General features: G+C 68.5%; 11 protein-coding genes. 10 read left to right on the forward strand and 1 reads right to left on the reverse strand.

Features of this window, described 5'->3' with window-relative positions; translation table 11 throughout:
- Nucleotides 1-13: 13 nt before the first annotated feature.
- Nucleotides 14-1,018, reverse strand: a complete 1,005-nt coding sequence (locus ACTJI6_RS06390; RefSeq protein ID WP_440798859.1) for a GlxA family transcriptional regulator — start codon at nucleotides 1,016-1,018, stop codon at nucleotides 14-16.
- A gap of 103 nt (nucleotides 1,019-1,121) precedes the next feature.
- Between ACTJI6_RS06390 and ACTJI6_RS06395 the strand changes: the two genes are divergently transcribed.
- The 10 genes from ACTJI6_RS06395 to ACTJI6_RS06440 all read left to right on the forward strand — a co-directional run bounded on the left by ACTJI6_RS06395 (nucleotide 1,122) and on the right by ACTJI6_RS06440 (nucleotide 13,507).
- Nucleotides 1,122-2,375, forward strand: coding sequence for a sarcosine oxidase subunit beta family protein (locus tag ACTJI6_RS06395; protein WP_440798861.1), 1,254 nt, complete (start codon nucleotides 1,122-1,124; stop codon nucleotides 2,373-2,375).
- Between the two features lie 24 nt (nucleotides 2,376-2,399).
- Nucleotides 2,400-2,693 carry a sarcosine oxidase subunit delta gene (locus ACTJI6_RS06400; RefSeq protein WP_440798863.1) on the forward strand — a complete coding sequence of 98 codons (294 nt, stop codon included), beginning with the start codon at nucleotides 2,400-2,402 and terminating at the stop codon, nucleotides 2,691-2,693.
- Nucleotides 2,690-5,665 (forward strand): sarcosine oxidase subunit alpha, encoded by a 2,976-nt coding sequence (locus tag ACTJI6_RS06405; protein WP_440798865.1) that lies wholly within the window; start codon nucleotides 2,690-2,692, stop codon nucleotides 5,663-5,665. Before ACTJI6_RS06400 ends, ACTJI6_RS06405 begins: the two co-directional genes overlap by 4 nt.
- Before the next feature lie 10 nt (nucleotides 5,666-5,675).
- On the forward strand, nucleotides 5,676-6,206 hold the full coding sequence (locus tag ACTJI6_RS06410; RefSeq protein WP_440798867.1) for a sarcosine oxidase subunit gamma: 531 nt from the start codon (nucleotides 5,676-5,678) through the stop codon (nucleotides 6,204-6,206).
- 73 nt (nucleotides 6,207-6,279) lie between these two features.
- The gene (locus ACTJI6_RS06415) at nucleotides 6,280-7,977 is read left to right on the forward strand and encodes an alpha/beta hydrolase (RefSeq protein WP_440798869.1); all 1,698 of its coding nucleotides are present in this window, start codon (nucleotides 6,280-6,282) and stop codon (nucleotides 7,975-7,977) included.
- Nucleotides 7,978-8,145: 168 nt separating this feature from the next.
- Nucleotides 8,146-9,477, forward strand: a complete 1,332-nt coding sequence (locus ACTJI6_RS06420) for a ferredoxin reductase family protein (RefSeq protein ID WP_440798871.1) — start codon at nucleotides 8,146-8,148, stop codon at nucleotides 9,475-9,477.
- 93 nt (nucleotides 9,478-9,570) lie between these two features.
- Complete coding sequence (locus tag ACTJI6_RS06425) at nucleotides 9,571-10,500, forward strand: DMT family transporter (protein WP_440798873.1); 930 nt, start codon at nucleotides 9,571-9,573, stop codon at nucleotides 10,498-10,500.
- Between the two features lie 60 nt (nucleotides 10,501-10,560).
- On the forward strand, nucleotides 10,561-12,087 hold the full coding sequence (locus tag ACTJI6_RS06430) for a UxaA family hydrolase (RefSeq protein WP_440798875.1): 1,527 nt from the start codon (nucleotides 10,561-10,563) through the stop codon (nucleotides 12,085-12,087).
- Between the two features lie 61 nt (nucleotides 12,088-12,148).
- Nucleotides 12,149-13,225 carry a PLP-dependent cysteine synthase family protein gene (locus ACTJI6_RS06435; RefSeq protein ID WP_440798877.1) on the forward strand — a complete coding sequence of 359 codons (1,077 nt, stop codon included), beginning with the start codon at nucleotides 12,149-12,151 and terminating at the stop codon, nucleotides 13,223-13,225.
- A 108-nt stretch (nucleotides 13,226-13,333) separates the two neighbouring features.
- Nucleotides 13,334-13,507, forward strand: a complete 174-nt coding sequence (locus ACTJI6_RS06440) for a hypothetical protein (protein ID WP_440798879.1) — start codon at nucleotides 13,334-13,336, stop codon at nucleotides 13,505-13,507.
- Nucleotides 13,508-13,599: the final 92 nt, after the last annotated feature.

Here is a 13,599-nt window from a genome sequence, read left to right on the forward strand (position 1 = left end):
CGCGGACCGAGGCTCAGGGCAGGCGGACCGTTTCCCGCTGCGCTTTCCGCCACTGTTCCGGCGTCACCCCCAGACCGTCGCGGAACACCCGGATCAGGTGCGAGGCGTCGCAGAAGCCCGTCTCGGCGGCGATCTGGCTGATCGTGCGGTCGGGCCGGGCCAGCAGCATCCGCACCTGCGACAGGCGCACGCGCATGAAGGCCTCGGCCGGGGACATCGACAGGGACGCGGCGAAATGGCGTTCCAGCTTGCGGCGGCTGACCTGCAAATGGGCGGCCACATCGGCCACCGGCGGCGGCGTGTCCATGTTCTGTTGCAGCATCAGCAGCGCGCGGCGGACCAGGGGATCGTCGGTCTTCAGTTCCAGCGGCAGGCCGGGCTGGGGATCGTCGGCGGCCATCGCCTCGTCGATGATCATGATGTGCAGGCTTTTCTGCGCCGCCGCCCGGCCGATATGGCGGTCGATCAGGAAGGCCGCCAGATGCGCCGAACTCGCCCCGCCCGAACAGGTCAGCCGGTCGCGGTCCACCACGAAGATGCGGTCGGACACCGGGCGCAGCCCGTCGAACTGTTCCAGGAAATCCTCGTGGTGGAACCAGCTGACGCAGCAGCGGTATTCGTCCATCAGCCCGGCGCGGTGCAGGATGAAGGCGCCGGTGCAGACGCCGACCAGCGGCACGCCCGCCTTGGCGGCGCGGTGCAGGAAGGCCAGGTAATCCGGTTCCAGCCGCTCGATCTCGTCGATCAGGCCGCCGACCACGACGACATAGTCGAAACGCGACGGATCGCCCAGCTTCTCGTCCGGGGCGATGGCCACGCCGCAGCTTGACTGCACCGGCTGGCCAGAGGTTCCCAGAACCCGCCAGTTGCAGCGGATCGGGCGGGACCGATCGCCTTCGTCGGCGGCCAGCCGCAGCACGTCCACGAAATTCGCGAAGGCCGACAGGGTAAAGCGCCGCGCCAGAAGAAATCCGACGCGCAGGCGCAGGGAATCATGGGGGGCGGGCGTGTCGCGCATGACGCAAATGTAACACCGCACTGGCGCAGGGATCCAGTCGGCCTGGGCGGCTTTCTGGCATTTTGGCAATCATACCGGAATCGCCCCATAAGGTTCGCCCCGCATGACCCATTTCTCCGCCTTTTCGCTGCTTAAACAGGCTCTCAACGGCCACAAGGGCTGGCGAGAGCAATGGCCCGACAGCCAGCCCAAGGCCGAATACGACGTGGTGATCGTCGGCGCGGGCGGCCACGGACTGGGCGCGGCCTATTACCTGGCCAAGGAACACGGCATCACCAATGTCGCGGTGATCGACAAGGGCTGGCTGGGCGGCGGCAACACCGGCCGCAACACCACCATCATCCGGTCGAACTATCTGTATGACGAAAGCGCCAAGCTGTACGACCACGCCCTGGACCTGTGGGACAACCTGTCCCAGGATCTGAACTACAACGTCATGTATTCCAAGCGCGGCGTGCTGATGCTGGCGCATAACGTCCATGACGTGCAGTCCTTCCAGCGGCATGTGAACTCGAACCGGCTGAACGGCGTGGACAACCGCTGGCTGACGAAAGAGGAATGCAAGCAATTCTGCCCGCCGCTGAACATCAGCCCCGACGCGCGCTATCCGGTGGTGGGCGGGGCGTTGCAGATGCGGGCGGGCACGGCGCGGCATGACGCGGTGGCCTGGGGCTATGCCCGCGCCGCCGCCGCCCGTGGCGTGGACATCATCCAGAACTGCGCGGTCAACGCGATCCGTCGCGGGCCGGACGGCGCGGTGATCGGCGTCGACACCGCCAAGGGCTTCATCCGCGCGAAAAAGGTCGCGGTGTCGGCGGCGGGCAATACCAGCGTGGTGATGGACAGCGCCGGGCTGCGGATGCCGCTGGAAAGCTTCCCGTTGCAGGCGCTTGTCAGCGAGCCGGTGAAGCCGATCTTCCCCTGCGTGGTCATGTCGAACACCGTCCACGCCTATATCAGCCAGTCGGACAAGGGAGAACTGGTGATCGGGTCCGGGACCGACCAATACACCAGCTATTCCCAACGCGGCGGGCTGCCGCTGATCGAACATACCGTGGCCGCGATCTGCGAGGTCTTCCCGATCTTCACCCGGATGCGGATGCTGCGCAAATGGGGCGGCATCGTGGACGTGACACCCGACCGCAGCGCCATCCTGGGCAAGACGCCTATCAAGGGCCTCTATGTCAACTGCGGCTGGGGCACCGGGGGCTTCAAGGCCACGCCGGGCGCCGCGCATCTGCTGGCCTGGACCGTGGCCCGCGACGAGCCGCATCCGCTGAACGCGCCCTTCACGCTGGAACGCTTCACCACCGGCCGTCTGATCGACGAAGCCGCCGCCGCCGCCGTGGCTCATTAATCTGCGCGCACTGAGGAACCCGCCATGCTGCTGATCCACTGCCCTTATTGCGAAGACAGCCTGCCCGAACTGGAATTCACCTATGCGGGCGAGGCGCATATCGCCCGCCCCGCCGACCCGTCAGCCCTCTCGGACGAGGAATGGCGCGACTTCCTGTTCATCCGCACCAATGCGCGCGGCCCGCATTACGAACGCTGGCGCCATATCGGCTGCGGGCGGTTCTTCAACGCCATCCGCGATACGGTCAGCGACCGCTTCCTGACCACCTACAAGGCGGGCGAGGCCCGTCGTCCCCTGACCAACGAGGCCGCAGAATGAGCCGCTATCGCTTACAGGGCAAGGGTCGCGTCGATCATTCCGCGCCCGTGTCCTTCACCTTCGACGGCAAGACCTATCAGGGGCTGCGCGGCGACACCGTGGCGTCCGCCCTGCTGGCCAACGGCGTGCATCTGATGGGCCGGTCCTTCAAGTATCACCGTCCGCGCGGCGCGGTCTCGGCCGGTTCCGAGGAACCGAACGCCCTGATCGGCACCTCGCGCGGGGCGGGCCGGTTCGAGCCGAACACGCGGGCGACCGTCCAGGAATTGCGCGCCGGGCTGGTCACGGAAAGCCAGAACAAGTGGCCGTCGCTGTCCTTCGACGTGGGGGCGATCAACGACCGGGCCTATATGCTGTTCTCGGCCGGATTCTACTACAAGACCTTCATGTGGCCGAAGTCCTTCTGGGACAAGATCTATGAACCCGTGATCCGCGGCGCTGCGGGCCTGGGCAAATCCCCGACCGAACCCGATCCCGACCGCTATGCCAGCCGCTATCTGCATACGGACGTGCTGATCGTCGGTGCGGGGCCTGCGGGAATCGCGGCGGCCCTGGCAGCGGCGCAGTCGGGCGCGGATGTGACGCTGGTCGATGAGAATGCGGAAATGGGCGGATCGCTGCTGTCCGATCCCGCCGTGCTGATCGACGGCAAGCCCGCCTGGGACTGGGTGGACGCGCAACTGGGCCGCCTGCGCGCGGCGGGCGTGCGGCTGATGACCCGGACCACGGCCATCGGATACTATCACCAGAACATGGTGGGCCTGTGCCAGCGGCTGACCGATCACCTGGACACCCCGCCCAAGGGCGCGCCCCGCGAACGCATGTGGCGGGTGCGCGCGGGCCAGGTGGTTCTGGCCCAGGGCGCGCTGGAAAAGCCGCTGGTCTTCGACGGCAACGACCGGCCCGGCGTGATGCTGGCGGGGGCGGCGCAGACCTTCCTGCACAAATACGGTGTACGCGTCGGCGATACCCCGGCGGTCCTGACCAGCCATGACAGCGCCTATTACGCAGCCTTCGACCTGGCCGACAGCGGCGCGCGGGTCGCGGCGATCATCGACACGCGCGAGTCCCCGCGCGCGGACCTGCTGGACGCGGCCCGCAAACGCGGGATCGAGGTTCTGCCCAGCCACACCGTCACCACTACTAGGGGCCGGTTGCGGGTGAAATCCGTCCGTGTCGCCCCGGTGCGCGGCACCCATGTCGGCACGGGCCGCGACATCGCCTGCGACTGCCTGCTGATGTCGGGCGGATGGACGCCCTCGCTGCACCTGTTCTCTCATACCAAGGGGACGCTGGCTTGGGACGGTCAGACCTTCCTGCCCGACCGCAAGACCGAAGACTGCGAGATCGCGGGCGCGGGCCGGGGCCTGTGGGGTTACGCCGACGTGCTGGTCGATGGCGCGGCGGCGGGCCTGCGGGCGCTTGAAGGGCTGGGCCGTGCGGGGCATCAGGCCAGCTTCACCGTCACGAACGACCGTCCCGGCAGCGGGGTCAGCCATACCGAACTGCCGACCGACGGCAATGCGGGCAAGGCGCGCGCCTTCATCGACTTCCAGAACGACGTGACCGCCAAGGACATCCGTCTGGCCGTGCGCGAGGGGATGCGGTCGATCGAGCATGTGAAGCGCTACACCACCAACGGCATGGCGACCGACCAGGGCAAGATGTCGAACATCAACGGGCTGATGATCGCCGCCGACGCGCTTGGCAAGGCGCCGCCGCAGGTGGGCCTGACCACCTTCCGCCCGCCCTATACGCCGACCAGCTTCGGCGCCTTCTGCGGATACCTGCGCGGCGACACCTTCCAGCTGACCCGCAAGACGCCCATCGACCCCTGGGCCGAGGCGAACGGCGCGGTCTTCGAACCCGTCGCCCAATGGCGCCGCGCCTGGTATTTCCCGAAGGCCGGGGAAGACATGCACGCCGCCGTGCTGCGCGAATGCAAGGCCACGCGGGCCTCGCTGGGGATCTTCGATGCGTCCACCTTGGGCAAGATCGAGGTCGCCGGGCCGGATGCGGTGGAATTCATGAACCGCATGTACACCAACCCCTGGACCAAGCTGCAACCGGGCCGCTGCCGTTACGGTCTGCTGCTGGGCGAGGACGGCTTCATCCGCGACGATGGCGTGATCGGGCGGCTGTCGCCCGACCTGTTCCACGTCACCACCACCACCGGCGGCGCCGCGCGCGTGCTGACGATGATGGAGGATTACCTCCAGACCGAATGGCCCGAGCTTGACGTGTGGCTGACCTCGACCACCGAGCAGTGGGCAACGGTCGCGCTGAACGGGCCGAACGCGATGGCGATGCTGAAGCCGCTGGTGGAAGGGGTGGACTGGGACGACTTCCCGCACATGTCCTGCGCCGAATGCACCGTGGCGGGACTGCCCGCGCGCCTGTTCCGCCTGTCCTTCACCGGCGAGGTGGGCTTTGAAGTCAACGTCCCCGCCCGCCATGGCCTGACCCTGTGGACCGCGCTGATCGAGGCCGGCAAGCCCTATGACATCTGCCCCTATGGCACGGAAACCATGCACGTGCTGCGGGCCGAGAAGGGCTATATCATCGTCGGCCAGGACACCGACGGCACGGTGACGCCCGGCGATGCGGGGTTGGACTGGGCCATCGGCAAGGCCAAGAAGGACTTCGTGGGCAAGCGGTCGCTGTCGCGCCCCGACATCGTTGCCAAGGGCCGCAAGCAGCTTGTCGGTCTGCTGACCGAGGATGGCAGCCTGTTGCAGGAAGGCGCGCAGATCGTGCTGGATCCGAACCAGCCGAAGCCGATGAAGATGGTCGGGCACGTCACGTCCTCCTATCAATCGACGATGGGGCACCCCATCGCCATGGCGGTGATCGAGGGCGGTTTCAACAGGATGGGCGAGACGGTCTTCATCCCCATGCCCGACGGCGTGCGCAAGGCGAAGATCACCTCGACCGTGTTCTATGATCCGCAGAACGAGCGGCTGAAGGCCTGAGGAAGCGATGATGACCAGTCAGAAACACGATTTTGCCGCAGCCGCCATCCGCATCGAGGACGCGGCCCCCGCCCTGCGCCTGTCGCTGCGCGTCAAGCCCGCGCATCGGGACGCCGTGGGCCGGGCGCTTGGCCTGGGCCTGCCCGCCCGCGTGGGCCAGCGGGCGCAGGCCGGGGACATTCAGGCGCTGTGCCTTGGACCCGACGAATGGCTGATCGCCGCGCCCGAAGGCGCGCCGCTGGCGGACGCCGCCCGCGCCGTCTATGCCGACGCGCCGCACAGCCTGGTGGACATCAGCGACCGGGAAATCACCCTGCGCCTGTCGGGCCCGGCGGTCCTGGACCTGCTGGCCGCCTGCTGCCCGCGCAATCTCGCGGCGATGGCGGTGGGCAGCGCGGCGCGCACGGTCTTCGACAGCGCCACCGTGATCCTGTGGCGCGACGGCCCGGCGGATTTCCGCATGGATGTCTGGCGCAGCTTCGCGCCGCATGTCCGGTCGCTGCTGGCCCAGGCGCAGGCCGAGATCGCGGCAGGGCTGTAGGCGTCGTTGCCCGGATCGCGCCGGGCAGTCTTTCCCGGTTGACGCGCGGCGCGGGATCGGACCTGATCGCGTCATGCAGAACCGCACCGCCGCGTCCGCCGATCCCCTGGCCCTTGTCCGCTTTGTCGCGGGCAGGATCTCGGGCGTGGGCCTGGTGCTGGGCGCGCTGTTCATGGCCGCGTCGCTGACCCCCAGCCTGATCCCGCGCGGCGAAGGCGTGCAGGGCGCGCTTGCCGGGGTCTGCTTTGCCGCCGGTTACGGCGTGGCGGTGCTGCTGCGGTGGATCTGGGTCACGCTGGATCTGCCGCTGATAGGGGGGCGGACGGGGCGCCGCCTGCTGGGGGCATCGGCACTTATCGCCGCGCTGATCGTAGGGTGGTTTCTGTGGCGGGCGACGGATTGGCAGAATTCCATCCGCGCGCCGATGGGAATGCCGCTGGCGCCGCCCGAACTGCCCCTGATGATCGGCGCCATGGCCTTGGCGGTGGCGACCGTCCTGCTGACGCTGGGCAAGCTGGCGGCGCTGTTCGTCAGCCGCCTGATCGCGCGGATCGCGCAGGTGGTGCCGCGCCGCGCCGCGCATCTGCTGGGCCTGATCATCGGCGGCGTGTTGCTGTGGTCGCTGGCCAACGGCGTGCTGTTCAGCGGCTTCATCCGCACCGCCGACAATTCGGCCCGCGCGCTTGACGCAGTGATCCCGCCCGACATCCAGCCGCCCGCCGATCCGCTGCGCACCGGCAGCCCCGCATCCCTGGTCGCCTGGGAGGATCTGGGCCGCGAGGGGCGCAATTACATCGCCTCGGCCCCCACGCCCGACCAGATCGCCGCCGTCACGGGTGGCGCGACGATGCAGCCCCTGCGCGCCTATGTCGGCCTGAACGCCGCCGACACGGCCGAGGATCGCGCCGCCCTGGCGGTGGCCGAACTGGACCGCATCGGCGGCTTCGGCCGGTCGATCCTGGTGGTCGCGATGCCCACCGGCACCGGCTGGCTGGACCCGGCGGCGATGCTGACGCTGGAATACCTGCATCGCGGCGACGTGGCGACGGTGGCGATCCAGTATTCCTATCTGCAAAGCTGGATCTCGCTGCTGGTCGAACCCGAATATTCGGCCGAGGCCGGGCGCGCCCTGTTCAGCGCCGTCTATCGCCACTGGCTGACCCTGCCCGAAACCGACCGCCCCGACCTGTATCTGTACGGTCTCAGCCTGGGGGCCTATAGTTCGCAGCAGTCGCTGCGCCTGTCCGAGATGATCGACCAGCCCTTCGCGGGCGCTCTGTGGGTGGGTCCGCCCTTTGTCAGCCCGCTGTGGCAGACCCTGACGCAGGAACGCGACCCGGCCTCGCCCGCCTGGCTGCCGCGCCTGGACCGGGGCCAGACGGTGCGCTTCACGAACGGTCGGCAGGGCCTGTCCGTGCAGGATGTCTGGGGGGGCGTCCGCATCGTCTATCTGCAATATGCCAGCGATCCCATCGTGTTCTTCGACACCGGATCGGCCTGGCGCCCGCCCGCCTGGATGAGCCCGCCGCGCGGTCCCGACGTGTCGCCCGAATTGCGGTGGTATCCGATCGTCAGCTTCCTGCAACTGGCCTTCGACATGGCGGTGTCGCTGCATGTGCCGATGGGCCACGGGCATCTCTACGCCTACGAGGATCATATCGCCCCCTGGATGGCGGTGACGCAGCCGCCCGGCTGGGACGCGGCGGGGCTGGACCGGCTGCGGCGGCATTTCAGCGACGTGCAGGCGCGGGCCATGGCAGCGGCGGATTGACCGGCGGCGGCGCGGGAACCCTGGGGCGATGCGCCGCCTGGCCCGCGTCCGACATCGCCGCGGCATCCTGACACACCCCGGCCGCTGCAACCCGGATCCGCGCAGAACACACTTCTCGGGCCGCCTGTGCGGGACTAGCGTGCCGTCGAACATATGACGGAGCTCGCCATGCGACGCATCATGGTCTCGTTCTGGGCTGCGCTTGCGGTGATGGGCGTCCTGTGGCTTGCGGCGGATACGCCCGCCTGGCCCCCGGAAACCTTCATCGCCCTGCGCGCCCCGGCCGTCCAGCTGACCGGCATCCTGGCCATGACCTGCATGAGCATGGCGATGATCCTGGCGCTGCGTCCCCGCTGGCCCGAGGGCTGGATGGGGGGTCTGGACAAGATGTATCGCCTGCACAAGTGGTTCGGCATCGGCGGGCTGGTGCTGGCCGTGCTGCACTGGGCCTGGACGCAAGCGCCCGGCTGGGCGGTCAGCCTGGGCTTGCTGGAACCGGGCAGGCGCCCGCAGCGCGGGCCCGGCGGCAGTGCGGTCCAGCAATGGCTGGGATCGCTGCGCGGCACAGCCGAGCAGGTGGGCGAATGGGCCTTCTACGCCGCCGTGCTGCTGATCGCCGTGGCGCTGATCCGGCGCATCCCCTATCGCCTGTTCCAGAAGACCCACCGCCTGATTGCGCTGGCCTATCTGGCGCTGATCTTTCACGCCGTCGTCCTGCTGAAATTCCCGTCCTGGCCGACGCTTCTGGGCGCCGCGATGGCGGCGATGATGGCCGCCGGCGCCTTTGCCGCGCTTGTGGCGCTGCTGCGCCGCATCGGCGCGGGGCGCAGGGTCCGGGGCCGCATCGCCCGGCTGGAATACCACCCGGCCCTGCATGTGATGGAAGCAGAGATCGACCTGCCGCAAGGCTGGCCCGGCCACAAGGCGGGGCAGTTCGCCTTCGTCACCTCGGACCGGGCCGAGGGCGCGCATCCCTATACGATCGCCTCGGCCTGGGATGCCCGCCAGCCCCGGATCATGGTCATCGCCAAGGAACTGGGCGACTGGACGCGCCGGCTGCGCGACACGCTGCGCCTCGGCCAGGCGGTGCAGGTCGAGGGGCCGTATGGCTGCTTCACCTTCGACGACGGCCGCCCGCGCCAGATCTGGATCGGCGGCGGCATCGGCATCACGCCCTTCATCGCCCGGATGAAGCACCTGGCCGCGCACCCGTCCCCGCAGGATATCGACCTGATCCACAGCACCACGGATCACGAGGACGAGGCGATTGCCCGCCTGGCCGCCGACGCGCAGGCGGCGGGCGTGCGGCTGCATGTCCTGGTCGATGCCCGCGACGGGCTGCTGACGGGGGAACGGCTGCGGGCCATGGCGCCCGGCTGGCGCGATGCCAGCATCTGGTTCTGCGGACCCGCCGGTTTCGGCCGGGCGCTGCGCGAGGATCTGCGCCGCCACGGCCTGCCCGCCGGGCGGTTCCACCAGGAATTCTTCAATCTGCGCTGACGGGTTCGGATTTCTGCACATTCTGCAAGACGGCCCTTGTGGGCCGCCGCCCCGCGCCCTAACCATGGCATGTCCGACACCGACGGTCCTGCCATGCCCCACCAGAACCCGATGCAGGGGATCCTGCTGAAATGCGCCAGCGTGGCGGTGTTCACGGTCATGGCCGCCCTGGTCAAGGCCACGTCCGAGACAGCCGCCGTCCCGCCCGGCCAGCAGGTCTTCTTCCGGTCGCTGTTCGCGATTCCGGTCATCCTGGGATGGCTGGCGATGCGCGGGGAATTGTCGGTCGGCCTGCGCACCGTGCGGCCCATCGGCCATTTCTATCGCGGCATCATCGGCACCGCAGCCATGGCGCTGAACTTCTGGGCGCTGGCGCTGCTGCCCTTCCCCGAGGTGACGGCCATCGGCTATGCCTCGCCGCTGCTGGTGGTGATCTTCGCGGCGATGTTCCTGGGCGAGGACGTGCGCCTGTTCCGCCTGTCCATGGTCGGCATGGGCCTGACCGGCGTGGTGATCGTGCTGTCCCCGCAGTTCCAGACGGGCGGCGATGATCCCTATCGGACGCTGGGGGCGGTGGTGGCCTTCGGCGGGGCGGTCACGGCGGCCCTGGCGCAACTGTTCATCCGCAAGCTGGTCCAGGACGAACGCACCTCGGCCATCGTGTTCTGGTTTTCCGTCACCTCGACCCTGCTGGGTCTGGCGACGCTGCCCTTCGGCTGGGTGATGCCCGACGCCACCACGGCGGCGCTGCTGGTGGGCAGCGGCATCCTGGGGGGCGTGGCGCAGATCCTGCTGACCTCGGCCTATCGCTTCGCCGATGCCTCGCTGGTGGCGCCGTTCGAATATGTCTCGATGCTGCTGGCGATCGCGATCGGCTGGTATGTCTTCGCCGAGGCGCCGACCCCGGTCGTGCTGACCGGCGCGGCCCTGGTGATCCTGGCGGGCATCATGATCATCTGGCGGGAACGCCGCCTGGGCCTTGAACGCAACCGGCAGCGAAAGGCGATGACGCCGCAGGGCTGATCCGCGGTTGACCTTTCCGGCCCGCGGTTCTTAATCGAAGGCACCGGACCGGGGGGATCCATGGACAAGCCGCATATCCTGCGACTGAACGACGCCGACAACATCGTGGTGGCGATCGCCGAGGTGCCGCAGGGCGCGCCGGTCGAAGGCGGCATCCGGGCCAGCCGCCGCATCCCGCGCGGCCACAAGATCGCGGCGGGGGCCATCGCCAGCGGCCAGCCGATCCGCAAGTTCGGCCAGATCATCGGTTTCGCCAGCACCGACATCGCGCCGGGCGACTGGGTTCACGAACAGAACGTCACCATGGGCGGCGACTTCGCCCGCGACTATGCCTTCGCCTCCGAGGCCCGCCCGCCCGAAGGCCTGCGCCAGGGCGAAACCCCCGCCCATTTCCAGGGCTTCCGCCGCCCCGACGGCCGCGCCGGGACGCGCAATTACATCGGCATCCTGTCGTCGGTGAACTGTTCGGCCACCGTGGTGGATTACATCGCCGACCAGGCGATGCGGTCGGGGCTGCTGGACGATTACCCCGACATCGACGGCATCGTCGCCCTGCCCCACGGCCAGGGCTGCGGCATGGCCAGCAAGGGCGAAAGCTTCGACCTGCTGGCGCGGACGCAATGGGGCTATGCCAGCCACCCGAATTTCGCCGCCGTGCTGCTGGTGGGGCTGGGCTGCGAGGTGTTCCAGATCGCCCGGCTGAAGGACATCTATGGCATCGCCGAGGGCGATCATTTCCAGTCGCTGACCATCCACGACACCGGCGGCACCCGCAAGACCATCGAGGCGGGCGTCGAACGGCTGCGCGACCTGCTGCCGGTGGCGGCGCGGGCGCGGCGCGAACCGATCCCGGCGTCGGAACTGACGCTTGCCCTGCAATGCGGCGGCTCGGACGGGTATTCGTCGTTGACGGCCAACCCCGCCCTGGGGGTCGCCGCCGACATGCTGGTCCGCCAGGGCGGCACCGCGATCCTGTCCGAGACGCCCGAGATCTTCGGCGCCGAACACCTGCTGACCCGCCGGGCCGAAACGCCCGAGATCGGCCGCCAGATCGTCGATCTGATCGACTGGTGGCGCGACTATACCACCCGCAACGGCGGCGAGATGAACAACAACCCCTCGCCCGGCAACAAGGCGGGCGGGCTGACCACGATTCTGGAAAAGTCGCTGGGCGCGGTCGCCAAGGGCGGCACCTCGACCCTGCGCGGCGTCTATCGCTATGCCGAACGGATCGACCGCAAGGGCTTCGTCTATATGGACACGCCCGGCTACGACCCGGTGGCGGCGACGGGCCAGGTCGCCGGGGGCGCGAACGTCCTGTGCTTCACCACCGGGCGGGGATCGGCCTATGGCTGCAAGCCGGTGCCCTCGATCAAGCTGGCGACGAACACGCCCTTGTTCCAGCGGATGGAGGGCGACATGGACATCAACTGCGGCGACATCGTGGACGGCGTGACGCTGGAGGAGAAGGGCGCCCAGATCTTCGACGCGATCCTGGCCGTCGCATCGGGGCGGAAGACCAAATCCGAAGACCTGGGCTATGGCCGCAACGAATTCGTGCCGTGGCAGATCGGCGCGGTGATGTAGCCGCCGGGCGCACGGGGGTGCTATGATTGTCGCTCATGGAAGCGTTGCAGAGGGTGTTTGCATGTCAGGAACCATCAGGACGACCAAAGGGCGCGGCAGGCTGTATGACAGCATCCTGGACACGGTGGGCGACACCCCGGTGATCCGGGTCAACAATCTGGCGCCGGACGGGGTGACGATCTATGTCAAGGCGGAATTCTTCAATCCCGCCGCATCGGTCAAGGACCGGCTGGCCCTGAACATCATCGAGGCCGCCGAGCGGTCGGGCGCCCTGAAGCCGGGCCAGACCGTGGTCGAGGCGACCAGCGGCAATACCGGCATCGGCCTGGCGATGGTCTGCGCGCAAAAGGGCTATCCGCTGGTGGTGACGATGGCCGAAAGCTTCTCGGTCGAACGCCGCCGCCTGATGCGGATGCTGGGCGCCAAGGTGGTGCTGACGCCCAAGGCCCAGAAGGGCACCGGCATGTACAACAAGGCGGTGGAACTGGCCGAGAAACACGGCTGGTTCCTGGCCCGCCAGTTCGAGACATCGGCCAATGCCGACATTCACGAGGCGACCACCGCGCAGGAAATCCTGGGCGATTTCGCAGGCCAGCGGCTGGATTTCGTCGTCACCGGATACGGCACCGGGGGCACCGTCACGGGCCTGTCGCGCGTGTTGCGCCGCGAACGCCCCGATACGAAGATCATCCTGACCGAACCCGCCAACGCCGCCCTTGTCGGCAGCGGCACGCCCCAGGACCGCGGCGCCGACCATGCCCCCGCCGCCAGCCACCCGGCGTTCGAGCCGCATCCGATCCAGGGCTGGACCCCGGATTTCATCCCCTGGGTTCTGCAAGAGGCCCTGGACAGGAACGGCTATGACGACCTGATCCCCGTGCCGGGCGCGGAAGGGATGGACTGGGCGCGCAGGCTGGCCGCGCGCGAAGGCATCCTGACCGGCGTGTCGGGCGGATCGACCTTTGCTGTCGCCATGCGGATCGCCGAAAAGGCCGAACCCGGCACCGTCATCCTGGCGATGCTGCCCGATACCGGAGAACGCTATCTGTCGACGCCGCTTTTCCAGGACATCGCCGAGGGCATGGACGACGCGGAACGGGCGCTGTCGGAGTCCACGCCGGGATACCGGATGGGGTGATGCCCATGCGCGGTCTGCATGGCGGATCTGCGCATTTGCCGCGTTGCGGCGCGGCTGGACAGACCCCATCTAAAGGGCGTCAACCAAGGACAGAAAGAGAGACTGACCATGACCGCCCTTCGCACCGCCATGACCCGCCTTCGCGCGTTCCTGGAGGTGGTGGAAGCCGCGATTTCCGCCTCGGCCGCGGTGCATTCGCATCACGCCCCCGCCACGGCCGACCTGCGCCGCCTGGGGATCACGCCGACCCCTGCCGCCATGGCCGCGATGTCGCGCGTCTAAGACCGGCGCCCCCTTGACGATCCGGCCCGCCATCGGCGGGCCTTTTGTCTTTCAGGGCCTTTCCCCCGCCCCCCGATCCGGCCTATGGTCCG

It is taken from the genome of Paracoccus sp. 22332 (assembly GCF_052045125.1).
Lineage (GTDB): Bacteria > Pseudomonadota > Alphaproteobacteria > Rhodobacterales > Rhodobacteraceae > Paracoccus > Paracoccus haematequi_A.

What these genes read in the sequence shown, in the direction of transcription:
- ACTJI6_RS06390 (WP_440798859.1), bottom strand. Translation starts at nt 1,018, where the DNA reads ATGCGCGACACGCCCGCCCCCCATGATTCCCTGCGCCTGCGCGTCGGA.
- ACTJI6_RS06395 (WP_440798861.1), top strand. Translation starts at nt 1,122, where the DNA reads ATGACCCATTTCTCCGCCTTTTCGCTGCTTAAACAGGCTCTCAACGGC.
- ACTJI6_RS06400 (WP_440798863.1), top strand. Translation starts at nt 2,400, where the DNA reads ATGCTGCTGATCCACTGCCCTTATTGCGAAGACAGCCTGCCCGAACTG.
- ACTJI6_RS06405 (WP_440798865.1), top strand. Translation starts at nt 2,690, where the DNA reads ATGAGCCGCTATCGCTTACAGGGCAAGGGTCGCGTCGATCATTCCGCG.
- ACTJI6_RS06410 (WP_440798867.1), top strand. Translation starts at nt 5,676, where the DNA reads ATGACCAGTCAGAAACACGATTTTGCCGCAGCCGCCATCCGCATCGAG.
- ACTJI6_RS06415 (WP_440798869.1), top strand. Translation starts at nt 6,280, where the DNA reads ATGCAGAACCGCACCGCCGCGTCCGCCGATCCCCTGGCCCTTGTCCGC.
- ACTJI6_RS06420 (WP_440798871.1), top strand. Translation starts at nt 8,146, where the DNA reads ATGCGACGCATCATGGTCTCGTTCTGGGCTGCGCTTGCGGTGATGGGC.
- ACTJI6_RS06425 (WP_440798873.1), top strand. Translation starts at nt 9,571, where the DNA reads ATGCCCCACCAGAACCCGATGCAGGGGATCCTGCTGAAATGCGCCAGC.
- ACTJI6_RS06430 (WP_440798875.1), top strand. Translation starts at nt 10,561, where the DNA reads ATGGACAAGCCGCATATCCTGCGACTGAACGACGCCGACAACATCGTG.
- ACTJI6_RS06435 (WP_440798877.1), top strand. Translation starts at nt 12,149, where the DNA reads ATGTCAGGAACCATCAGGACGACCAAAGGGCGCGGCAGGCTGTATGAC.
- ACTJI6_RS06440 (WP_440798879.1), top strand. Translation starts at nt 13,334, where the DNA reads ATGACCGCCCTTCGCACCGCCATGACCCGCCTTCGCGCGTTCCTGGAG.